Below are 23,189 nucleotides of genomic sequence, written 5' to 3'. Positions count from 1 at the left end.
ATCCTTCAAAATACACGGTAGTTAGTCCTGGTCATCTATCTTGCTTGCCTGCGGAAAACTTTAGTATCCGAGCGCGAGATCATGCTTATCAATAAGCCAGAAGCCCTCTTTGCCTAATTACAAGCTTGCAACGCCACAATCAGGGTAAACGCATCTAATTTCTAAATTCCCATGTATAGCTTCTGAGTAGAGACAAAAGCGCTATAGGTGGAAAATTAGATCCTTCAAAATACACGGTAGTTAGTCATGGTCATCTATCTTCCTTGCCTGCGAGAAATTTCAGCATTTGAGCGCGAGATTATGCTCATCAATTAGCCAGAGGGCATCTTTGCCTAATTACAAGCTTGCAACGCCAGAATGAAATTGGGGTGAAATAAGTCAGGTTCATTGATTTAAAAAATTATAGGAAAGAGCGCAGGTATAAGTGGTTTTTATATTTCAGGGATAAGCAAGAGAATATCCGACAGCAGCAGTAACTCAAAACAGAGTTACTGCTGCTTTTTGAGTCACTAGAATTATGGACAAAATAAAATATTTTATCCGCCCAAATTGGGTAAGTATAAACAGCACAAAAAAGTGAAACTGGCTATCGCTATAATGATAGGGTTCCAATTTACCTAGAACTGCTATGACAAAATTTGAAACAGAATGCCTAGAACAGCACCTACTAAAAATAGGAAAACTAGCAAAGCAAACTGGTGTTACTGTAGGCACCCTGCGATACTATGAAAGCCTAGGGTTACTGGAACCTGCCTTACGCAACAGTAGCGGTTATCGTTACTACACAGCCGATGCTGCCAGACAAGTGCAATTTATCAAGAAAGCTCAAAGACTCAACTTTTCTCTTCAAGAAATTCAGCAAATTTTGGCCTCTCGCCGTCAAGGAATAACAGCTTGTCCGCTAGTGCAAGACTTATTAAGTCGCAAAATAGATTTCTTTGAGGAGGAAATTCAGCGCATGAGTGCGTTCAAAGCTGAGTTGGAAGCTTATAAAAAACTTTGGACAAATCGAGCTTCAGACAATCCCGATAGCGAGGAACTTTGCACTTTGATTGAGGGAATGAAGGAGGGTTGATCAGTTCGCTATTTCAGCTTTAACTACCTTCCCGTCTTCAATAACTGGCTGAGGTTGTTGAGGTCGTAAAATTTTCCCAAATTTAGCATACAAAGCTGGCAAAACTAACAGAGTCAAGGCAGTAGAAGTAAACAATCCTCCTAAAACTACTACTGACAAAGGTTGCAAAATTTCCTTTCCCGCGCCTCAATAGACACGAAATTGAGCTACACCAATAGGAATTTCTCTATTAACGCCAACAAATTTAGTAGAAATTCGGTATAGCCAAACGTTAGAAACACCTCTTATTCTTACATCGTTTAAAACAAGTTTAAGCTTCGCTTCTGACGCAACTGGTTGAGAGATTTTCACTACAATTTGGTTGTCTAAAATAGAAAAATCAGCATTAATTTTTCCTTTCACATCGTCTGTTAAAGTGATATTGTTGCTGACTATTAACCCCTTTGGAACATCAATAATCAGATGAGAAAGAGGGCTACGGCCTTGAGGAATGTGCAACCTAATCGTATGCCGAACAATCCTCGACCGAGTTTGAGGAAATTGTACAGCTCCATCAATATGAGGACTAGATCCTATGCTGGCACCGGCATAGTCAGCAGCAATCGGAACTGTGAGAGCTAAAGCTACAGCCGAACAGATTAGCCTTTTCATTATTTTACTCCTGTATGACAACCGATCTCGTTAATCAAGCCTCAGAATCCTTAGTAAACGACTCTGTTATTATCTAAATTGACATATTGAGATGAAATCAGGATGAAATTTTTGACCGTTCAAGCACATTTATCCAGAAATCAGATTTTCAAAAGAAAATATTCATTCCTGTGGTGGTAAGTTGCTACTGCCGAGGGTGCGATGGGATAGGATCAAGAATAGTGTGTATCAAGATATTTTTTATACTCACAACACAACATTTTCTTGAGCGAGAGGGCAAGGATAACTCGGATCGCCTGTTTCTACTTGGAGCGTAGTATGCTCAATACCAAAAAGGTCGTGCAGCTCTCGATTTATCTGCACTAAAAAAGCATCACCAGTATAAGCTGTAGGCATTACCAAGTGAGCTGTGAGGGCTGTCTCAGTTGTACTCATTGCCCAAATATGAAGGTCGTGAACACCAGTTACGCCAGGGAGTCCAGCTAAATAAGTGCGGACTGCAAGGGGTTCAATGCTTGCTGGTACGGCATCTGTTATTAAGTTGAGGGATTCTTGGAACAATTGCCAAGTCCCTAACACAATAACAACAACAATAATCAAGCTCATAATAGGGTCAAACCAAAGCCAGCCAGTTGCCACAATAGCGATGCCAGCCAGCACCGCACCCAAAGATACTGCTGCATCAGCAATCAGGTGGAGGAACGCGCCTCTGATGTTCAAGTCATTATGACGATCGGCCATAAACATTAAGGCACTTCCCGTATTAATAGCGCTGCCTACGGCTGCAACGCCAATAATTGTACCGCCTGATACTGAGCTGGGTTCTGAAAAGCGTTGAATAGCTTCCCAAGCGATCGCCCCTGAAGCTACCAGCAGAAAAATAGCGTTCAACAGAGCCGCCAAAATGGAAGAACGACGCAGCCCATAGGTGCGGCGTGCTGTAGGTCGCCGACGGGCCAGGATGGTTGCTCCCCAAGCCAGTAGCAGACCTAAAACATCACTCAAATTGTGACCTGCATCGGCAAGTAGGGCAAGGGAATTGGCAAGAATGCCATAAACTGGCTCAATGATGACAAACCCCGTGTTGAGTGCGATGCTGATGGCAAAGGCACGGTTGTAATTACCACCTCCGTGGTCGTGTCCGTGTCCTCCGTGACTGTGATTGTGAGACACGATCGCTACCCTTGAAGCTTGTTTCTCTTGCCCTACCCAACAGGGAAAATTTACTGATTAAAACTAAAGCGACCGTCTACTTTTTTCCCGCCAATATCCGAAGTAATTTTCACCTGATACTGACCCGCTGCCTTTCCAGGAAGCAAAGCCGTGTAGCTTTTTTCTTGAGCTCCATAGGTCATGGGAAGTGTCTTTTGACTACCATCAGGTAGCTGAATTTGAGCCGTTACTTTAGCATTAGAGATTTCTTCGTTATTGTCTTCTTTTAGAAGATGGAAATCTAAACGAGTTCCATTATCTTCTTTCTCAGAGACAAACTCTAAGTGATAGGGATCTGACTCGACAACTTGAGCGCCTTTGTGAGACGCGCCGGCATGGGTAGAGGGTTCTTTTTTTGCTGCTCCATCGGACGACGCGGACTCGGCAGGCTGTGCACCAGTAGAACTAGCATCGGAATTGGCGGCTTGGTTGCTGTTCCCACAAGCTCCCAAGAAAAACAGACCCACACTTCCTAGAACAATCAAGCCTGATTTGAATAAATTCATGTGCTTTACTCGTTGCATTCAATGATTAGTAATTCTAACAAATTTTACATCATCTTTATCTTGCATACTCCCCTAAGAATTAATGGCAATCTTTAGATTAATTAATCTGTGCGAAACTCAGCTACACCTATGGGAATCTCTGTATCACTACCAATGACTTTAGCTGAAAATCGGTACACAGAAGTAGAATCGAGAATGGGTTGTTTAACTTTGTTGAAATTAATATCAATCCTGCTGCCAGGAGCGACGGGTTCCACGAAGTCTAATATAATGTTTCTGCCATTGACAGAAACATTGATGCTAATTTTCCCACCCTTGTGTTCCAGCACCTCAATATCATTACTCACACCGACAGTGGGTGGAATGGCAATAATTATCTGGGTAACAGGGTTGCTGTTTTCAGGAAAGTGTAATACGAAAGTTTGTTTGACAAGCCGCCAGCGAGTAGGGGAAGAGTACACGTCTCCGTCTACATTGGAAAGCCTACTCTCATCTGTCTCGAAACTTGCATAGCTAGGAGCCATTAAAACTGTACTAACCAGAGTCAATGCAACCGCATTAATTAGTATTTTCTTCACATTATTTTTTTGGAACCTAAACGAATAAGAAAATCGGAGCAATATACCGCGAAAATCACTTTTCAAAAACAGCTTGAACTACCTTTCCGTTGTCAGAAACTGGCGGTGTTTGTTTAGGCACTAAGAATCTACCAAACTTGGCGTACAACGCGGGTAACACCAGAAGCGTTAATGCTGTAGAAGTAAACAATCCGCCTAAAACTACTACTGACAACGGTTGCAGGATTTCTTTTCCCGCGCCGCCTTCTAATGCTAAAGGTGCTAAACCTAAAGCTGAAGTTGAAGCGGTCATCAAAATAGCATTGAGCCGTTCCATCGATCCTTTAATAATTGCTTCCTTAAAAGGCATTCCCTCGGCAAATTTAGTGTTGTAGTTGTCTACTAAAAGCAAGCCGTTGCGGGTGGCAACGCCAAATAATGTAACAAAGCCAACCAGGGAAGCTACAGAGATGATGCCACCAGTTAAAGCTACCGCGATTACTCCTCCCACTAATCCGAGGGGTAAATTAATCATAATCATCGCAGTTGAAGGAATTGACTTGACGGACAAGTACATCAATACTGTAATTACAAGAAAAGAGATCGCACTAAATATCATAATATTTTGCGAAGCTCTTTGCTCGGCTTCAAATTGACCGCCGTACTGGATAAAATAGCCAAAAGGCAACTCCACCTCTTGTTTGACTTTAGCTTGAATTTCATTCACAACCGATCGCAAATCCCTACCTTTAGCATTAGCGGCCGCCACAATCAAGCGAGAAACATTCTCGCGGTTAATCGTATTGGGGCCAGTACCGTATTTGACAGTAGCAACTTGGGCGAGGGGAATTTTATTACCGCTTGGAGTATCAACCAACAAATTCTGAATAGTTTCTAAGTTATTTCGGGCTTCAGGCTGCAACCAAACAACTAAATCAAAAGTTTGCTGAACTTCTAAAACTTGAGAAACAACTTTGCCGTTTAAAGCTGTCTCAATTATTTCAGAAAGCTCTCCGATTTTCAAACCGTATCTACCCGCTGCTTGGCGGTTAAACTTAATTTGAATTTGTTGCACGGGCACCTGCGGTTCGAGTTGCAAATCCACAATTCCCTCAACTGTTTTCATTTGCTCTTCAACTTTTGCCCCGAGGCTGCGAAGCTGATCCAAATCCGGGCCAAAGATTTTGACAGCAATCTGACTTCTGACACCAGATAAAACCTCATCCATCCGGTGAGAAATAAAACCGCCGATATTTGGTGCAACTCCCGGCAATTTAGCAAATTCCTGCCGCAGCGCCTCCAAAGTTTTCGGTCTATTTTTCATGCCCTCCTCGCTCAAACCGATATCAATGTGAGCTAAATTGACTCCCGCAGCATCCGCATCTCCCGGAGCTCTGCCCGATCGCACTTGCACGTATTCAAACCTGCTATCATTCTTAAGTGCATCTTCAATAGCAAAAGCTGCGCTATCTGTTGTCTCCAAAGACACCCCCGGATAAAGCTGAATAGTATTCACCAAAGTTTGCTCCTGAAACTCAGGCAAAAACACCCGTCCAAACGAAGGCAAAATAATTAATGCAGCCACCATGCTAGCAGCAGCAAAAGCTAAAATAATCCACGAATAGCGCATTGACAATTCTACAAAAAAAAGATAGGTGCGCTTGCAAAATCTCGGCAGCCAAGGTTCCTCGGATCTCATGCGTTTAGTAGGCAACAAGATAGCGCAGAGGGCCGGAGATATTAACAGCGATTCCAGACTAGAAATCACCACAACTATCAGATAAGTAATCCCCATAGGCGTAAAAACTCGACCTTCTATACCGGGTAAAGTAAAAATTGGCGAAAACACCACAATCCCAATAACAGTCGCTCCAATTAACGAATCGCGCACCTCCTGACTGCCATCAAAAATCACATCCATTACCGGGCGAGGATGAAGAGAAGCCTTATTTTCTCTCAAATTGCGGTAGGTATTTTCCGCATAGACGATCGCATCGTCGATCGCAGTGCCGATCGCCACCGACAAACCCCCCAAAGTCATCGTATTTAATCCCAGCCCCAGCCAATACATCGCCAGCAGCGCCAACAGCCAAGTCAGAAAGAAATCCAGCAAAACCACCGCCAGAGTGCGCCAATTCATCAAAAACGGGATAAGAATAAGGGTGACGATGATGCTGCCTTCAACTAAAGCCGATCGCACATTCTCCACCGAAGAATTAATATATTCTTCCTGTCGGAAAGTCACAGTAACTTTAATATCTTTTGGTAGAGCTTCCTGTACCTCAGCCATTGCTGCCTCAACCGCTTTCGTTACCGCTGGAGTATCAGCAACGGGCTGTCTGTTTACCATCACAATCACAGCTTTTTTGCCGTTAAAGCTGCCGTCGCCCCGCTTGATAGCAGCACCAACCTTGACATCAGCGACATCACCAATTCTGACGACTGTTCCTTGCCGAGATGCGATCGCAGATTGCTGCAAATCTTCCACAGACTCAATCCGCCCCACCCCCCGGATTAAAGTTTCTCGATCCGGCGTAATTAAATACCCCCCTGGCGCGTTAACATTCGCAGCCGCTGTCGCTTCGGCAACTTGCTGCAACGACACATTAAAAGCTTTTAACTTGGCAGGTTCTACTAATACTTGATATTGCTTCTGATCGCCGCCATAAGCCACGACTTGGGCAACGCCAGTCACGCCTAAAAGGCGGTTTGTGACTTGCCAGTCAACCAGACGGCGCACTTCCATCAAAGGAGTAGTTTCCGAGGTAAAAGCATAGGTAATCACCAGACCGACAGGTGAAGTTGTCGGAGATATTTGCGGTGTTTCTACCCCAGCCGGGAGTTTGCTTTGCGCTAGCTGCAACCTTTCTGTTATCAACTGGCGCGCTTGATAAATGTCAGTTTGCCAATCAAAAATTACCTTAACTGCAGAAAGGCCCACAGCAGAAGCCGATCGCACTGCTGTTACCCCAGGAGTTCCGTTAATCGCACTTTCGATCGGCAGTGTTACCAAAGACTCGATTTCTTCCGGCGCGAGCCCCGGTGCTTCCGTCTGAATTTCTACCTGTGGCGGTGCGAAAGGCGGGAAGACATCGAGCGACATTTGGGGGATGATAGAAAATGTCCAAAGACTAACAATAATGGTGGCGACAACGACTAGCCACCGGCGGTTTATTACCCATCTAAGAATAGTGCTGAACATTTTATTAGCTTTGAGTTAATAGATACATACTTCTGGCCATTAAATTGCTATATCCACGCAATTGTTTACTTCAAACTCTTGACTTCTTCCTCTTGAGTTTTAACGTGATGGTTGTCATTGTGTAACACCAGTTCAGTGTCTAACGCCGATGCAGAGGCGGAAAAACCATTATTTGCGGCATGGTTTCCTGAATCCGCTGCTAATGCTGGCAATTTGCGCCGATTTCCCAACAACACGCCTGCTGTGAAAGTTAGGGATGCGATCGCAATTCCTCCCCCTATTCCCGCCCACCATAAAGACACGGGTAAATTATTAAAATTAACCTCTGTTGCCTTTGGAGTTGCCTCTTTCTTTTCCTCGTCTTCTGAGTGTTTATCGCTGCCGCCCCGTAAAGATTGGGCGTAAAGTTGAGGTGCTCGCTGCGTTACTATCAAATCTCCCTCGAATAAACCGGTTTTAACTTCAACTAAATCTCCAGCAGTTTGACCGGGTTCAATTTCAACAGCTTGATAAGCATTGCCATTTTGGACGTAAACGGTTTTTTTCCCGCTAACCTCCACTATTGCTGCACTCGGAATTGCTAAAATATTTGTGGCAGTTTTGTCGGTTAAAATCTCCAACTCAGCAAACAGTCCTGGCTTTAATTCGCCGTTAATATTATCTATTTCTGCTTTCACCGGCACAACCCGCGTTTCTCCTTCGACGGATGACCCAATGAAGGCGATTTTTCCATTGAAAATGCGATCAGGTAAATTAGCGACTTTTACCCTGACTACCTGACCCTGTTTTACTTTATTTAGGTCTTTTTCGTAGATATTGGCGGTGGCAAAAACGCGGCTGTCATTTAAGAGACTCATCAACGGTTTTTCAGCGTTTACTGACTCTCCTGGAGTGATTTCGCGATCGGCTACCGTCCCCGAAATCGGAGCAACTACGGTAACGAGTCCTCGATCGTTGGCAACCGTTCCTAATTGTTGGAGCCGCGCTTGATAGGGTGCGTCAGCCAAACGAATGCGCGACTGAGCAACTTGGACGGCAGTTTTGCCGCGTTTGAGTTGGTTCTCGGCTTCTAGGACTTCCCGGCGGCTCTGAGCTCTGGTAAGTTGAGCTTTTGCTTCTGCAACCATGCCTTGAGATTCCCGCAATTCCCGCATTGGGAGGTCTACTTCGGCTTGTTTAATTTCGGTTTGGGCTTGGATAACTTCAGGACGGCTTTTTGCCTTAGCAACAGTGGCTTGTGCTTCGGCGAAGTGCGCTTGCGATTCCAGCATTGTGCGCCGCGCGATCGCTCCTGATGCCACTAATTCTTTGTCGCGCTCGAACTGTTCTTTTGCCACAGTCAGTTCAGTTTCTGCCCGCGCTATTTCGGCTTGCGCTATTTCAACTTGGCGCTGATAGTTTTCTTTAGCGGCTTGCACAACTGAACGCTTGTTTACTAATTCTTGTTCTTGCTGGTACTGCTTAGTTACCGCCGTCAATTGGGTTTTGGCTTGGGCGATTTCTGCTGCGGATATTTGAAGTTGGCGATCGTAATTTTCTCGTGCTAGTTTTAGATCTCCTTGTGCTTGCTGCAAATCTGCCTCAGCTTCAGCACGTTTCGAGAGAGATTCAACCCGCAATTGTCCTAATTCTGAACTCGATAAAACCGCAACCGGTTGACCTTTTGATACTTTGTCCCCAGGCTTAACTAGCAACTCTACTACTTTCCCAGCAACAGGAGCCGTCACTTCTACTTTTTCGTTGGGTAAAGTTTCAATTTGTCCTGTGGTTTTGATGCCAATATCTAGTCGCTGGCGAGCGGCAGGGGAGACTTTAATACCTAATCGTTTTGCTGTTTCAGCATCGACAGAAATAGCAGTAGGAGTTTCAGTTGCTTCGTCGCTATGCTTAAATTCATCTCCGTGGCCAGCGTGGGCAAAAGCGGGGGTGGACTCGATGAATAACAAAAGAGTCAGGAGTATTCCCGAAAAGTGAACAATCGGTGCTGAGGAGCGGACACGGGGGTAGTATTGCATGATTGAGTAGGGGAGAATCTGAACTCAAAGATCAGTTTTGCAGATAAAAATGAAATCCGGGTGAAATATGGTGTTACTGTTTGTACCAAGCTTGCCGCCACTCTTTCATTTGCTCGATTTCTTGCTTTTGCGAAGTCACAATCTCTTGGGACAATTTGTTTATTTCCGGCCGCTTCGACTTCTTCAAAGCATCTTGGGCCATCACTAAAGCTCCTTCGTGGTGGGGAATCATCGCATTGATAAATCGCAAGTCAAATTGGTCGTCAGCGGCCCCTAAATCCATGCTCATCATCATGCTTTGCATTTGTTCGGGAGTCATTGCCATCGTGTGACTCATTGGAGCGTGATAAGCCATTGGCGTACTGCTGGCTTTGGCATACCAAGCTTTTCGCCACTCTTTCATTTGATTGATTTCGCGGTTCTGAGCGGCAATCATCTCATTTGCTATTTTTTTCATTTCCGGGCGTTTGGATTTATTTAGTACCTCTTTTGCCATGTTTACTGCACCTTGATGGTGCAGTGTCATGCCATCAATAAATCGCAAATCGTACTCGGCATCAGCCGGGCCTAAATCCATTGACATATTGTGATCCATGCCATGATTCATGCCACCCATGCCACCTTGTGCCGCGTCTGGCTTGTTGTTCACTTCGGTTGCAGCCGTAACGTTTGGGGCTTGAGTTTGGCTTGTAGGAGCTTTTGAACAAGCTGCGAGCACTCCGCTGGTTAGGGCGGCTGTGGCGATCAATGTCAGCCCTGCAAAGCCGGTTTTTAATGAAATTGGTTTCATACATTTTATATGCTTAAAACGACTATTTATCTTCAGCTTTCCACATATAAATGAAATTAGGATGAAATTTTCGACTGGGAATTGTAAAAAATTATTGCTGTGCTGTCGATCGAACTCAAATTTAAGATTTACAGGACTCACAACCTAATTATGTAGGGTGCACAGTGCGCGCCTTACCCCTATGGGTAGGGTGTCAAACCACTTTTTCCATAATTCCTGATTAATTTCGCAATCCCCCTTGACACTCCAGTGGACTAGAGAAGTCCAAGCAGTTGACTCAGCCGCCGTTGTTTAAGCCGATCTCAAGACGAAGTTGGTGACAATTCAAACTGTGAAACCGGAAAATGAAGTTAGGAAAGCGATCGCATCTGTTGGCTATCCAGGCGCTTGAAGACAGAAGTCAGAATATTACCCATTCCCAATTTCAGAGTGCATATATGGATCACCTCACAGTCAAACTCCAAGGCATGAGTTGAGTCGATGGCCCCTTCTGCTGGTATCCAGCGCGTTTTTGCTGAAGTTGGACTAGACCCAAAAGCAGCTCAAATCTAAACACTGCAAGCACCAGGGAAAATTGTAGCGATGCTGGGAGATGGGATTAACGATGCTCCGGCTTGGGCAATAGCGGATGTGGGAACTGCGACGCTGCTCACGTAAGGGTATAAATAAGCTTTCAGGTGTTGACATATCATTAGTTGCTGATATGATGATATAAAAGAGCTTTGTATTGAAGCTAAGCATATGATTGTCTCTGCTCAATCCCAGTCCACTCGCTTGAAAGCAAAACTCTTTCGTGGGTTTTCCGATCCATCACGATTGGCGATTTTGGACGTGCTGCGATCGCGTCCAATGACCGTGAGTGAAATTGTTGAAGCAACCGGGCTATCGCAATCTAACACCTCAAACCACTTGGGCTGTCTCCGTGATTGCGGTCTGGTAAACACCCTGCAGCAAGGACGGTACACCAGTTATCAACTCGCCGATGCACGAGTTGCTGAGATTTTGGAAATGGTTGAAGAGTTACTGGCTGATGTAGCAAAAGGAGTTTATGAATGTACCCGCTACAACTGCTCAGAGAACGAATAACAACAAGCTAAACAGGAGGCACGATGTCAGACTGTGGATGTCACATGGAAGCCAAGAACGCAGCCGAGCGTAAAACGTTGCGAATTCTGTTACTTATCAATGGCACAATGTTTGTCGTCGGAATTGTGGCAGGAGTTTTAGCGGATTCAACTGCCTTAGTTGCAGACTCATTAGATATGTTTGCAGATGCTTCAGTTTACACGATGTCGCTGTATGCAGTTGGCAAATCGGCGCATCACAAGAATCGTGCAGCGACTCTAAGTGGTATTTTTCAGATCACGTTAGCCGTGATGGTTGTCGTCGATGTGATTCGACGGTTTGTTTGGGGAAGTTCACCGGAATCAGGTTGGATGATGGCAATGGCTTTTTTGGCCCTGATTGCTAACAGTTATGGTTTGTACCTTCTCTCAAAGCATCGTAAGGGTGAGGTACATATGCGGGCAAGTTGGATATTTACGCAGAATGATGTAATTGCAAATTTTAGTGTGATCGTCGCAGGTTTCCTAGTCACTCTATTTAATTCTCGGTTTCCTGATTTAATTGTTGGATTGGGAATCGCAAGCCTAGTCGTTTGGGGTGGAATCAGTATTATTCGAGATACACAACGTGACAGAATGAAGCAACAACGGCTGTAGTAATACCGCTTAACAGGTTTTGCAGCAACGATTTGAACGTTTCTCGCTTCGTTTTAGTTTTTTCATCGCCGAGACATAGAAACAGTACCAAAAATAGCTATGAGTAAAATGTACTCCAGCAACTTTACTTTGGAACAATGGGAGTTGATTGAACCTTTTATTTCACCTCCAACATCTAGGGATCGTCACCCAAGGTTGAGGTGTGGAATGTCCTGAATGCAATCTTTTACCTGTTAACCCAAGGCTGTACTTGGCGTGACTTATCGGGAGACTTCCCACTTTGGCAGAGCGTCTATCGCTACTTCTGCACCTGGCGTAAAGACGGAACTTTGCTGAGGCTACATGACCGACTTAGAGCCTGGGTTAAAGTTAGCCACAACCGAGCGGTGAGTCCGTCTGAAGCCATCGTGGATAGTCAAAGCGTCAAAAATGCAGCAATGGTAAACCAAGCAATGGGATGTGACACAGGCAAGCAAATAATATGAGTCAATAATTTTTACTTAACATGAGCAAAACGATAATAATTCTTACTCTCGATCGCAACTTGTGACCGCAAACTTGAGCTAACTAGCAGCCAAACTTTTAACTCAATAATTTACCAAATTGTTAGCTTTGGAGATATAGTATGAATATATGTTCATAAGTTAATTATGTTTTTCCATCTAGGAGGCATCATGAAAAAGACAAAAGCATCAGATTCCGGCTGCTGTAGTTGCAGTCACGACGATCGCCCCGATCTCAGTAATGAGAATCATAACCATGACCACAGCCACAACCACGGGAACGGAGATTTTAACCTGAAGCAAGAATTGATTCCTGTGATATCGGTTGTTGTCCTATTTGTTGGCGGTTTAATTTTTGAAGAAAAACTGCACAACACGCCCTATTCTATAGGTGAATATCTGGTTTTCATCCCAGCCTATCTTTTAAGCGGATGGAATGTTTTAACCAGTGCGGGTCGCAACATTCTGCGAGGTCGATTTTTTGATGAAAATTTCTTAATGACTATAGCAACACTCGGCGCTGTAGCCATTCACAAACTCCCTGAAGCAGTCGGGGTGATGTTGTTTTTCAAAATCGGAGAACTTTTTCAAGAATTTGCTGTAGGGCGATCGCGTCAATCGATCAAATCGCTTTTAGAAATTCGCCCAGATTATGCCAACCTCAAGGACAACGGCGACATTAAAAAAGTTGCACCAGAAACAGTAGTCATCGGCGATATCATCCTTGTCAAACCGGGAGAAAAAATTCCCTTAGACGGTGAAATTATAGACGGCAATTCTCAGCTTGACACGTCTGCACTAACTGGAGAATCAGTACCTCGAACCGTGAAAGTTGGAGAAACAGTTTTAGCAGGAACAATTAACCAGACAGGAGTTCTCACCGTCAAAGTTACTAAACTCTTCGGTGAATCTTCAATCTCCCGAATTCTGGAATTAGTAGAAAATGCCAGAAGCAAAAAAGCTGAGACTGAGAAGATGATCAGCAAATTTGCCAGTTACTACACGCCCTTTGTAGTCTTTGCATCGCTAGCAGTGGCTTTAATTCCGCCTTTGTTCATTTCAGGAGCAACTAATGCAGACAGATTTTTGTGGGTTTACCGCGCCCTAGTCTTGTTAGTTATTTCCTGCCCTTGCGGATTGGTGATTAGCATTCCTCTGGGATACTTTGGGGGAATTGGCGGTGCAGCCAAGCGCGGGATTTTGGTTAAAGGCTCGACTTTTCTAGATACTCTGACAGCAGTCAAGACAGTTGTTTTGGATAAAACAGGAACTTTGACAAAAGGAGTTTTTAAAGTAGCACAAATTGTGCCTAAAAATGGTTTTTCCCAAACAGAGTTGATGGCAATAGCGGCTAAAGTAGAATCTCAATCCAATCACCCAGTCGCGAAATCTATTATGGAAGCTTACGGCGGAAAAATAGATTCATCGGATGTGAAAGATTACGAAGAAATAGCGGGGCACGGCATTCGGGCGAAAGTAAATAATCAAATTGTGCTTGCCGGAAATGACCGTTTGCTGCACCGAGAAAATATCCCTCACGATGTCTGCAATGCTGAAGGTACGATCGTACATTTAGGGGTAGACAACCGCTACGCTGGGTATATTTTGATTGCTGACGAGCTTAAGGAAGACGCTGTACAGGCTATTCGCGACCTCAAGAAACTGGGTGTTGAGCGAATCGTGATGCTCACAGGAGATAATCAAGCTGTAGCTGAGAGTGTTGCGAAAAAGCTCGGTTTAGATTCCTACTTAGCTGAGTTATTACCTGAAGGAAAAGTAGAGGCGATCGAAAAACTGATCTCCCAATCTAAAAAAGGCGATAAAATTATCTTCGTCGGGGATGGAATTAATGATGCACCCGTACTTGCTAGAGCTGATGTGGGCATAGCAATGGGAGGTTTGGGTTCGGATGCGGCGATCGAAACTGCCGATGTTGTAATTATGTCAGATGCACCCTCCAAGGTGGCTGAAGCCATCCAAATTGCCAGAAAAACTCACAATATTGTTTGGCAAAATATCATTTTTGCCCTGTCAATTAAAGCGATATTTATTGGTTTGGGTGTTTTTGGTTTAGCGACAATGTGGGAAGCAGTTTTTGCTGATGTTGGGGTGGCTTTAGCAGCTATTTTCAATGCGACTAGAGTTTTAAAGTAGTCGGCTGACAACTCCAGGAGGGCGGGCAATTCCTTCCTCCTTGTAGCAATTTGTAGAGGAAAGCAAATGGAAAGTATGCTCAAAATTCTGTTGGGAAGTCTAGCTCTTAGTATTATTCACGCATTAATTCCCAACCACTGGATGCCTTTAATTGCGATTGGTAAAACTGAAAATTGGTCTCGCAGCGAAACTTTGCGGGCTACAGTAATTACAGGAGTTGCTCATACCCTCAGCATTATCCTAATTGGAATTGTCGTCGGCTTATTCGGTTACAAGTTCGCTGCTACCTATGTAGAGGCCGCTGAAATAATTGCGCCTTTAGTTTTATTAGTTTTAGGAATTATCTATCTTTTGGCAGAGTTAGATAGTTCTCGCAGGCACCACCACCATCACGCGGAAACAGTTAATTTAACTACCAAGCGATCGCAATTTCAAATCCTAGCTGTTTTAGGAACAGGAATGTTTTTCTCGCCTTGCATCGAAATAGAAGCCTATTTTTTTTCAGCAGGAACGATTGGTTTGAGCGGCATACTTGTAGTTTCTGTGGTCTACTTAGTTGTGACAGTTTTGGGAATGGTTTTGCTAGTAGACTTGGGAATGAAAGGAGTTAATGCTTTAGAAGAAAAGCTGCATTTTTTCGAGGCTCACGAACAAGGATTAACCGGAGCAGTATTAATCCTTCTAGGAATTGTGGCTTATTTCATCAAAGTGTAAAATGGTTGGTAATACAATTTAGTCTTGGGAAATATCCAGCACAGGAAAAAATATTATGCGTCGTCAACGTTCCATGCCTTGGATTCACCGCTATTCTCGTCCGCTCACGGCAGGAATTGCCTCGATAGGGGCTGCGATCACTGCTTATCTAACAGTGGTTAAGTTATCCAACGGAACGGCAGTTTGTCCGATCGAAGGCTGCGATATCGTGCTTTCGAGTCCTTATGCCTATGTCTTTGGTTTGCCTCTTTCTTTGTTCGGTTTTTTGGGCTATTTGAGCATGATAGTTTTTGCCGTAGCTCCCCTATTGGTCAATCCCGCAGAACAGAAGAGTCTCCGCTCTAAGTTAGAGTCTTGGACGGGACTATTTCTGTTTGCTGGTAGCACAGCTATGACGATTTTCAGCGGCTATCTGATGTATGTACTGGCTGTTGATATTAAAGCAGCTTGTATTTACTGTATTGCATCTGCTTTGTTTGCAACTAGCTTGTTTGTCTTAGCATTAATAGGTCGCGAATGGGATGATATCGGGCAACTATTTTTTATAGGAATTGTGGTGTCTATGTTAGTGCTGATTTCCTCTCTGGCTCTTTATGCCGATGTGAATAATCTCGGTACAGCTAACGAGACTAGCATCAAGACTACGACATCTTCCGGTACTTCAGAAATTGCTTTAGCGCAGCATTTAAAAATAGTGGGTGCTAAAATGTACGGCTCTTTTACCTGCGATCATTGTCAAGCACAGAAAGCAAGTTTCGGCAAAGAAGCGGCGGGCATTATCAATTATATTGAGTGCAATCCTCAAGGGAAAAATGCTCGGCGGGATCTTTGCGAAGCTGCGAAGATTCAAGGGACTCCCACTTGGGAAATTAACGGTAAGTTTTACCAAGGGCAAAAATCTTTGCAGGAGTTAGCGGATTTATCTGGCTATCAGGGAACTCGCGAATTTAAAGAGCTCTCAAATCAGGAACGTTGACAAGAGTGATTTCTGGCGATCGACTTAATCATAGTCGATCGCACTTAAATTAAATTATCCGAAATCCGGTTAAATGCGCCCTACTCTCACCCGCAGCCCAAGCAAACGGCGCTGCAATCCAAATCCGATCGCCATCCCCGCGATTACAATGCCTGTAAAGTAAGCTAAAACAGTCAACCGCACTGAAAGAGGAGGCGCGACTCCCTCAACTTCAATACTTTGTAAAACCTGGAATGGTGAAAACTGACGGGCCCCGTTGGGTTGGGGAGAAACTTCTACCTCTACTTTGTGAGGTGCGCCATCAAAAAACTGCTCTTGCCATATCAGTTTTCCGGCTGCATCCGGGACACCTTTGTAGGCAAAAGCAATCCAATCATTTTCGAGTTGGGTGACTTTAACATTGAACAATACATCTGTGACTGGCTGATTTGTTTTGGTATCGGTGACTTGAACTTGTAAATTAGCAGCTTTCCCTACTGTCGCACTAACATCTCCAGAAAGTCGCACCTGTAAACCCTGAGATTGCACAATGGGGCTAGTTTTTTCTGTCGGTTTAGATTCTGTCATGTGAGACATTGGCATCGACATCTCAGACTGGGCAATTTCAGCACTGACATTAACATATAACAAGGTAGCGATCGCAATTATTATCGCCCCACTTAACAGCAATCGCACTCTTTCAGGCGCTATTTCTCCTGCTTGGATTTTGGGCTTTCCTCCAATCGCCAAGCCGCCACCTAGCCCAACAACCAACAAAATCACAGCTAAAATCCCAAAATTGCGATACTTCACCCCGTTTTCCGGCACGGATAGTGTTAAAGTTTGCTGAATAGGAGTAAAAGCATTTTCTGCGATCGGAGTCACCTTTGCTAACAATTGATAATTTCCCCTAATGGGCAGCATTTGCTGGATTTGTAACTCACCTTTAGCTGCAACAGCCTCTATATCCAGCAACTTTGTTCCCTCCACGATCGGAAAATCGGTGGTAAACCAATGATTTTTAGGCGGAGTTAAAATTGTCAAACTAATTCGAGCATTCTCTAAAGGAATCCCCGCTGCATCTAAAGCTTGCAGCTTTAACGACACTGGAGATAAAGGTGTAGTTGCCTCGGCTTCAAAGGGTAAAATCTGGCTGATTGGGGGTTCAGAAGTCAGTCGCACAGTTGATTGTGGAGACTGCGAAAACCCTACCCAACCATAGAAAAAGATACTCATCATGCAGACAGCACTGATGAGCGCAGAAAACTTTAATTTTGACATTTTAATTCTGGACTTTTAAGGAATCTCGCGCGGGGTGGGGGCGGGTTTATTTAACCTGTCTGCACTCTGAGAAAGCTCGCAGGTTTACCCGCCCCAACAGGTTAAACGAATCGCACTGCAATATCTCAAATAAAAACAATCTTGTTTAGTGACAACTAACCATCAAAGTGTGGTGGCGCAGAGAGTGTACCTTGTTATGGACGGCGGGATAAGTTGTAAAGTAAACAGTCCAGACAGTCAAAGCGCATAGGGAGATGTAGAGCGTCGCTTGCACGGGTGTTGAAAGCGTCAACCGTGCCGTTTGTTGCCAAACCGAAGAAGAAGAAGATTGAGTAGTCATCATGTACCTCGCAGATGAATAAAGTAAATTTGGGCATCGGCGGGCATCCTGACTTGGAGAACTTGTCTCCTTCACAGTTGCGGGACAGTGCCGGACTTACACCGAACTTTCCCCGTTACCTCTGGTGGCTGTTCCTCACCAGAACCGATTTGATATTCAGAGCATATCACACATTCTGTTGCTGCATTCACATTACCTGGAGTGTTAGATAAAAAATACACAACTTCATATTTCTTGCAACTTTGGCGGATTTTGAGCAATACGACTGATGAAATTTAACAGAATTTGTGAGATTATGAAAATAATATGAAAATTATTTAACAATAAAACCAATGACTCACCCCGAAAACAGACCCAGCCTTCCTGAAGTCCACCGCAGCGTCCCCGTTCCCAACAGCAAAGGTTTCTGGCGTAAAATGCTGGCCTACGCAGGGCCGGGATATTTGGTTTCAGTGGGTTACATGGACCCCGGAAACTGGGCGACTGACTTAGCGGGGGGAGCCAAGTTTGGCTATGCGCTATTAAGTGTGATTTTGCTATCTAATTTGATGGCAATTTTGCTGCAATCACTCTGCGTGCGTTTGGGAGTGGCAACGGGACGAGATTTGGCACAAGCTTGTCGAGATTATTTCAGTCCGCGAGTCAGTTTTTTGCTGTGGATACTTTGTGAAATTGCTATTTCTGCTTGCGATTTAGCTGAACTTGTTGGAAGTGCGATCGGACTGCAATTGCTATTTGGTATTCCCTTAGTTTGGGGAGTGTGCATCACTGCGCTAGATGTAATAATGGTATTATTTTTACAAGGAAAAGGCTTTCGTTATATCGAAGCTTTGGTGATTACGATTATTGCAATTATTGGCGGTTGTTTTATTGCAGAAATGATTTTTGCAAAACCTGATGCCGGAGGAGTTTTACTCGGTTATGTTCCCAGCCTAGAGATTTTGCAAAATCAGGCAATGCTTTATATTGCGGTGGGTATTTTGGGGGCAACTGTGATGCCGCACAATCTTTACTTGCATTCGTCGATCGTGCAAACTCGCTCTTGGGAAGAAACTGCTGATAAAAAATGGGAAGCAATTAAATTTGGCACAATTGATTCCACCGTAGCGCTGTCAATAGCTTTGTTTATTAATTCAGCAATTCTGATATTGTCGGCTGCAAGCTTTCATTTTTCCGGGTATCAAGAAGTAGCAGAAATTCAAGATGCTTACAAACTGCTTTCTCCGGTACTGGGTGTGGGTTCTGCTAGTGCAATTTTTGCCTTTGCTTTATTGGCTTCGGGGCAGAACTCAACCTTGACAGCAACTTTAGCAGGACAGATTGTGATGGAAGGGTTTCTAAATTTTCGGCTGCGACCTTGGTTGCGGCGCTTGCTGACTCGACTGATTGCAATTGTGCCGGCTTTGATCGTAATTATCTTGTTTGGTGAAGGCAGTACAACTAATTTACTGGTTTTCAGTCAAGTGATTCTCAGTTTGCAATTACCCTTTGCAGTAATTCCCTTGGTAATGTTTACCTCAAACCGCAACTTAATGGGAGAGTTTGTGAATCCATTTTGGCTGAAAGCCTTAGCTTGGTTAGTGGCTAGTATTATAGTAGGATTAAATAGTTGGCTGTTATTGCAGACTATTTTCTAGTAATCTGCGATTGCGGTAGAGGCAGGAACACATTTAATATTTGATGCCTTAATGTGTCCATATAAAATGGGAGAAAGAGTAAGAGCGTTAAAGTTGTTACGCTCAGTAACGCCAGGAATGCTATTGATGTGGGATAGAGGCTTACATTCTTATGCGATGGTAGAAGCTACAGTCAGTAAAGGTTGTGAGTAGAAGAGTGCGAATTCCATCCAACGTTAAATTCTTAAACCAAACACTATTAGATGATGGTTCATATTTGAGGAAAGATTTATCCATCAGGCAAACTAAGAAAAAAAAGATTTAAGCCCATACAGGTAAGAGTAATTGAGTACACAATTGAGGCTCCCGAACACCCAGTCACACAAATTAGATATCGTTTAATTACGAGCTTGTTGGACGCTGAAAAATTTCCAGCCCAGTCACTTGCTTGTGAATATCATCAACGTTGGGAAGTCGAGAATACTATTGATGAAGTCAAAGTACATTTATTGGGAAGAAAAACTCATATTCGTTCTCAAAGACCGAAAGAAGTGGTACAAGAAATTTATGGTTTACTACTAGGACCGAAGAGCTGTACGGTCATTAATTTTTCAAGCTGCAAGCAGTGCCGGTGTTTCACCATTGCGTCTGTCTTTTACTGGAACATTACGAGTGATTCGTCGTGCTCTGCCAAAATTCCAGCGGTTACAACCACAAGAAATTCTCTTCTTTTGAATTGGTTAACTTTAGAGATACTTGACCAACTTCTACCTGAAATGGTTCATAGAAACAACCCAAGAGTTGTGAAAAAGCCTGTCTCAAAATTTCGCTCTAAACAAGTTAAACACAGAGGTACTGGAATAATAATGAATCCTCCTGTATTTATTGTTTTAAGCACTGCATAGCCCTTAACTGAACCGTATTGGCGCAGAAGGGACAGGTCCACACTTGGCCTTGATTGAAGGGAAGCATGACTCCCTGCGTGCGATCGGCGCCCCAATCTAGGATACACCGACTTTGAAAACACGCCCTAGGGATTCAAGAGACAGCAGATCATGGTGTCCAGGGTGTTGATTTCTCCTTTTTAGAGGTTCTCAAAAATTTCTTTTCATTCCCCCTTGACACTCCAGTGGACTGGATACTGCAAGATAGGATTAACCCCTCAAAGGAAAGGAAAAATACAACCATGACACTACAGCTAAAAGTCCCTAACATGGCGTGTTCAGCTTGTGGCGAAACCATTACCAAAGCCATCAAGACAGTAGATGCCGCCGCAAATGTTCAGGCAGATCCCAAAACCAAACTGGTCAATATCCAAACTCAAGCATCTGAAGCCGCCATTACAGAGGCAATTACAGTGGCAGGTTATCCCGTTACCTGTCACTAAAGATTTCTCAGACCCATTTTAAGGATGAAAATAAGGAGATTTTGTATGGAAAACGCCACTATGAAACTGCGAGGCATGAGTTGTGCCTCTTGTGCAAGTAACATCGAAGAGGCAATCCGCTCAGTTCCGGGAGTTGAGACGTGCAATGTTAATTTTGGAGCTGAACAAGCCAGCGTTACCTATAATCCCAGCCAAACTGATGTAGCAGCGATTCAGGATGCCGTGGATGCGGCTGGATATTCTGCTCTGCCGATGCAAGATGATGTACTTGCCCCAGAAGATGATGCAGAACGGCAGGCGCGGCAAAGTGAAAATCAGGACTTGACCCGCAAGGTGTGGGTTAGCGGTATTATCAGCGCCGTTATCGTGATTGGCTCGCTGCCTGCGATGACGGGATTGCCTATTCCCTTGATTCCCATGTGGCTGCACCATCCCTGGCTACAACTTGTACTCACTACTCCAGTATTGTTTTGGGCGGGTAGGTCTTTCTACATCAATGCCTGGAAAGCCTTGAAGCGTCATACCGCGACAATGGATACGCTAGTAGCGATCGGGACAGGGGCAGCTTACCTCTATTCTCTATTTCCCACCTTCTCTCCCCAGTGGTTTATCAGTCAGGGTCTTAAACCAGATGTGTACTTTGAAGCGGCATCTGTAATTATTGCATTGCTCTTGCTAGGACGACTGTTGGAAAACCGCGCTAAGGGACAAACCTCAGAAGCAATTCGTTCTCTTATGGGTTTGCAGGCAAAAACGGCGCGGGTAATTCGTAATGGACGAGAAGTGGACATTCCCATCGCTGAGGTAGTGTTGGAAGATGTCATTCTAGTTCGTCCGGGTGAAAAGATTCCCGTGGATGGCGAGATTATTGATGGCTCCTCAACGATTGATGAGGCAATGGTGACGGGTGAAAGTGTACCCGTGAAAAAGCAGCCTGGTGATGAAGTGATTGGAGCGACTATTAACAAGACTGGAAGCTTCAAATTCCGAGCCACACGAGTGGGTAAAGATACGTTTTTGGCGCAAATCGTTAAACTGGTGCAGCAAGCGCAAGGCTCCAAGGCACCGATTCAGCGATTAGCCGATCGCGTTACGGGATGGTTTGTCCCTGTTGTGATTGCCATTGCGATCGCTACCTTCATCATTTGGTACAACATCATGGGCAACGTCACAATGGCATTGATTACCACCGTGGGCGTGCTGATTATTGCTTGTCCCTGTGCGCTTGGCTTAGCCACGCCAACCTCGATCATGGTGGGTACAGGTAAAGGGGCAGAAAACGGAATTTTGATTAAAGGTGCAGATAGTTTAGAACTGGCGCACAAACTGCAAACTGTTGTTTTAGACAAAACAGGCACGATTACCCAAGGTAAACCCACTGTAACGGACTTTATAACGGTTAATGGTACCGCCAATGGTAACGAGCTAAAACTTCTGCGCCTCGCTGCATCCGTCGAACGGAATTCAGAACATCCTCTGGCAGAAGCGGTGGTGCAATATGCCCAATCTCAAGGAGTGGAGTTGACGGATTCACGGGAGTTCGAGGCTCACGCAGGCAGTGGTGTGCAAGGGTATGTATCCAATCAATCGGTGCAAATTGGAACTCATCGTTGGATGAACGAATTGGGAATTGATACCAGTAGTTTGCAGCCACCGTGGGATCGATTGGAATATCTCGGTAAGACGGTTATCTGGATTGCCATAAATGGCAAAGTAGAAGGAATTATGGGCATTGCCGATGCCGTAAAACCATCTTCTGTTGTCGCAATTCGCACTTTACAAAAGATGGGATTAGAAGTGGTAATGCTAACAGGTGATAACCGTCGCACGGCAGAAGTCATAGCGCAGGAAGTCGGCATCAAACGAGTTATTGCAGAAGTTCGTCCCGATCAAAAAGTCGCTCAAATCGAAAATCTTCAGGCAGAGGGAAAAATTGTCGCAATGGTGGGGGATGGAATCAATGATGCACCTGCACTTGCTCAAGCTGACGTAGGCATGGCAATTGGCACAGGAACAGATGTCGCGATCGCAGCTAGCGATATCACTCTAATTTCTGGTGACTTACAAGGCATTGTTACTGCCATCCAACTGTCTCGCGCTACGATCCAAAACATCAAACAAAATCTGTTTTTTGCCTTTGTCTACAATGTGGCAGGCATTCCGATCGCCGCCGGAATTCTTTTCCCGATTTTTGGATGGCTCCTCAATCCAATTATTGCCGGGGCAGCAATGGCATTTAGTTCCGTTTCTGTAGTAACAAATGCGTTGCGTCTCCGTAACTTTCGACCCAAAAATGTTGGCTAATTTGATTCGTGCTTAAGAGGGAATAATGATGAACAAGCAACTTACATTTCTAGGAACATTAGCAGGATTTGGATTTCTGCTTGGGGTAATTTCCGGTTCAATTTTTGGAGTGTTAACGTAGCCTATTTTTGCACTCTGATGAATGAAACATCGAACGATAGCGCGGGTTTAGTCAATCACGAAGGAAATTCACTAAATACCTTTGT

At 44.4% G+C, this 23,189-nt stretch carries 19 protein-coding genes, 3 pseudogenes and 1 riboswitch; of the genes and pseudogenes, 12 read left to right on the top strand and 10 right to left on the bottom strand.

Annotation, left to right across the window (positions count from 1 at the left end):
• The first annotated feature begins 628 nt into the window (after positions 1 to 628).
• Complete coding sequence (locus QT987_RS02865) at positions 629 to 1,075, top strand: heavy metal-responsive transcriptional regulator (protein ID WP_333233850.1); 447 nt, start codon at positions 629 to 631, stop codon at positions 1,073 to 1,075.
• On the opposite strand, the pseudogene QT987_RS02860 reads toward QT987_RS02865, so the two are convergent.
• The 8 genes and pseudogenes from QT987_RS02860 to QT987_RS02825 all read right to left on the bottom strand — a co-directional run.
• Positions 1,076 to 1,261: pseudogene (locus tag QT987_RS02860) on the bottom strand (efflux RND transporter permease subunit); the annotation flags it as partial.
• The gene (locus QT987_RS02855) at positions 1,262 to 1,726 is read right to left on the bottom strand and encodes a hypothetical protein (RefSeq protein ID WP_333176565.1); all 465 of its coding nucleotides are present in this window, start codon (positions 1,724 to 1,726) and stop codon (positions 1,262 to 1,264) included.
• A 246-nt stretch (positions 1,727 to 1,972) separates the two neighbouring features.
• The gene (locus QT987_RS02850) at positions 1,973 to 2,899 is read right to left on the bottom strand and encodes a cation diffusion facilitator family transporter (RefSeq protein ID WP_333176562.1); all 927 of its coding nucleotides are present in this window, start codon (positions 2,897 to 2,899) and stop codon (positions 1,973 to 1,975) included.
• A gap of 50 nt (positions 2,900 to 2,949) precedes the next feature.
• Positions 2,950 to 3,444 carry a hypothetical protein gene (locus tag QT987_RS02845; protein WP_333176559.1) on the bottom strand — a complete coding sequence of 165 codons (495 nt, stop codon included), beginning with the start codon at positions 3,442 to 3,444 and terminating at the stop codon, positions 2,950 to 2,952.
• Between the two features lie 101 nt (positions 3,445 to 3,545).
• Positions 3,546 to 4,022, bottom strand: coding sequence for a DUF2808 domain-containing protein (locus QT987_RS02840; RefSeq protein ID WP_333176556.1), 477 nt, complete (start codon positions 4,020 to 4,022; stop codon positions 3,546 to 3,548).
• A 55-nt stretch (positions 4,023 to 4,077) separates the two neighbouring features.
• The gene (locus QT987_RS02835; RefSeq protein ID WP_333176553.1) at positions 4,078 to 7,203 is read right to left on the bottom strand and encodes an efflux RND transporter permease subunit; all 3,126 of its coding nucleotides are present in this window, start codon (positions 7,201 to 7,203) and stop codon (positions 4,078 to 4,080) included.
• 65 nt (positions 7,204 to 7,268) lie between these two features.
• Positions 7,269 to 9,218 carry an efflux RND transporter periplasmic adaptor subunit gene (locus QT987_RS02830; RefSeq protein WP_333176551.1) on the bottom strand — a complete coding sequence of 650 codons (1,950 nt, stop codon included), beginning with the start codon at positions 9,216 to 9,218 and terminating at the stop codon, positions 7,269 to 7,271.
• Positions 9,219 to 9,291: 73 nt separating this feature from the next.
• Positions 9,292 to 10,008, bottom strand: a complete 717-nt coding sequence (locus QT987_RS02825; protein WP_333176548.1) for a DUF305 domain-containing protein — start codon at positions 10,006 to 10,008, stop codon at positions 9,292 to 9,294.
• Positions 10,009 to 10,352: 344 nt separating this feature from the next.
• Here QT987_RS02825 and QT987_RS02820 point away from each other — a divergent pair, with 344 nt between their 5' ends.
• From QT987_RS02820 to QT987_RS02790, 7 genes and pseudogenes are all read left to right on the top strand, one after another.
• Positions 10,353 to 10,484, top strand: coding sequence for a hypothetical protein (locus QT987_RS02820; protein WP_333151757.1), 132 nt, complete (start codon positions 10,353 to 10,355; stop codon positions 10,482 to 10,484).
• 265 nt (positions 10,485 to 10,749) lie between these two features.
• Positions 10,750 to 11,094, top strand: coding sequence for a metalloregulator ArsR/SmtB family transcription factor (locus QT987_RS02815; RefSeq protein WP_333151755.1), 345 nt, complete (start codon positions 10,750 to 10,752; stop codon positions 11,092 to 11,094).
• 44 nt (positions 11,095 to 11,138) lie between these two features.
• Positions 11,139 to 11,729 carry a cation transporter gene (locus QT987_RS02810; protein ID WP_333151753.1) on the top strand — a complete coding sequence of 197 codons (591 nt, stop codon included), beginning with the start codon at positions 11,139 to 11,141 and terminating at the stop codon, positions 11,727 to 11,729.
• A 191-nt stretch (positions 11,730 to 11,920) separates the two neighbouring features.
• Positions 11,921 to 12,214 (top strand): annotated as a pseudogene (locus QT987_RS02805) (transposase); the annotation flags it as partial.
• Between the two features lie 189 nt (positions 12,215 to 12,403).
• Entirely contained in the window at positions 12,404 to 14,386 is a 1,983-nt protein-coding gene (locus QT987_RS02800) for a heavy metal translocating P-type ATPase (protein WP_333151751.1), read from the top strand.
• Positions 14,387 to 14,452: 66 nt separating this feature from the next.
• Positions 14,453 to 15,100 carry a hypothetical protein gene (locus QT987_RS02795; RefSeq protein WP_333151749.1) on the top strand — a complete coding sequence of 216 codons (648 nt, stop codon included), beginning with the start codon at positions 14,453 to 14,455 and terminating at the stop codon, positions 15,098 to 15,100.
• A gap of 55 nt (positions 15,101 to 15,155) precedes the next feature.
• Positions 15,156 to 16,076 carry a vitamin K epoxide reductase family protein gene (locus tag QT987_RS02790; protein ID WP_333151747.1) on the top strand — a complete coding sequence of 307 codons (921 nt, stop codon included), beginning with the start codon at positions 15,156 to 15,158 and terminating at the stop codon, positions 16,074 to 16,076.
• 69 nt (positions 16,077 to 16,145) lie between these two features.
• On the opposite strand, the gene QT987_RS02785 is transcribed toward QT987_RS02790, so the two are convergent.
• Together QT987_RS02785 and QT987_RS02780 are read right to left on the bottom strand one after the other, a co-directional pair.
• Entirely contained in the window at positions 16,146 to 17,336 is a 1,191-nt protein-coding gene (locus tag QT987_RS02785; RefSeq protein ID WP_333151745.1) for a hypothetical protein, read from the bottom strand.
• A gap of 145 nt (positions 17,337 to 17,481) precedes the next feature.
• Positions 17,482 to 17,679 (bottom strand): CbtB-domain containing protein, encoded by a 198-nt coding sequence (locus QT987_RS02780; RefSeq protein ID WP_333151742.1) that lies wholly within the window; start codon positions 17,677 to 17,679, stop codon positions 17,482 to 17,484.
• An 18-nt stretch (positions 17,680 to 17,697) separates the two neighbouring features.
• Positions 17,698 to 17,840, bottom strand: a riboswitch (cobalamin riboswitch).
• Between the two features lie 168 nt (positions 17,841 to 18,008).
• Between QT987_RS02780 and QT987_RS02775 the strand changes: the two genes are divergently transcribed.
• The 4 genes and pseudogenes from QT987_RS02775 (at position 18,009) to QT987_RS02760 (ending at position 22,983) form a co-directional block, all read left to right on the top strand.
• Positions 18,009 to 19,313 (top strand): Nramp family divalent metal transporter, encoded by a 1,305-nt coding sequence (locus QT987_RS02775; protein ID WP_333151740.1) that lies wholly within the window; start codon positions 18,009 to 18,011, stop codon positions 19,311 to 19,313.
• A gap of 9 nt (positions 19,314 to 19,322) precedes the next feature.
• Positions 19,323 to 20,027: pseudogene (locus tag QT987_RS02770) on the top strand (transposase); the annotation flags it as partial.
• Positions 20,028 to 20,478: 451 nt separating this feature from the next.
• The gene (locus tag QT987_RS02765) at positions 20,479 to 20,679 is read left to right on the top strand and encodes a heavy-metal-associated domain-containing protein (RefSeq protein WP_333151738.1); all 201 of its coding nucleotides are present in this window, start codon (positions 20,479 to 20,481) and stop codon (positions 20,677 to 20,679) included.
• Between the two features lie 45 nt (positions 20,680 to 20,724).
• The gene (locus QT987_RS02760) at positions 20,725 to 22,983 is read left to right on the top strand and encodes a heavy metal translocating P-type ATPase (protein ID WP_333151737.1); all 2,259 of its coding nucleotides are present in this window, start codon (positions 20,725 to 20,727) and stop codon (positions 22,981 to 22,983) included.
• Positions 22,984 to 23,189 lie beyond the last annotated feature (206 nt).

The organism is Microcoleus sp. SVA1B4, from assembly GCF_036700545.1.
Taxonomy (GTDB): domain Bacteria; phylum Cyanobacteriota; class Cyanobacteriia; order Cyanobacteriales; family Microcoleaceae; genus Microcoleus.
The sequence above is the reverse complement of the archived record's forward strand: the minus strand, read 5'-3'. Positions and strand labels throughout refer to the sequence as shown.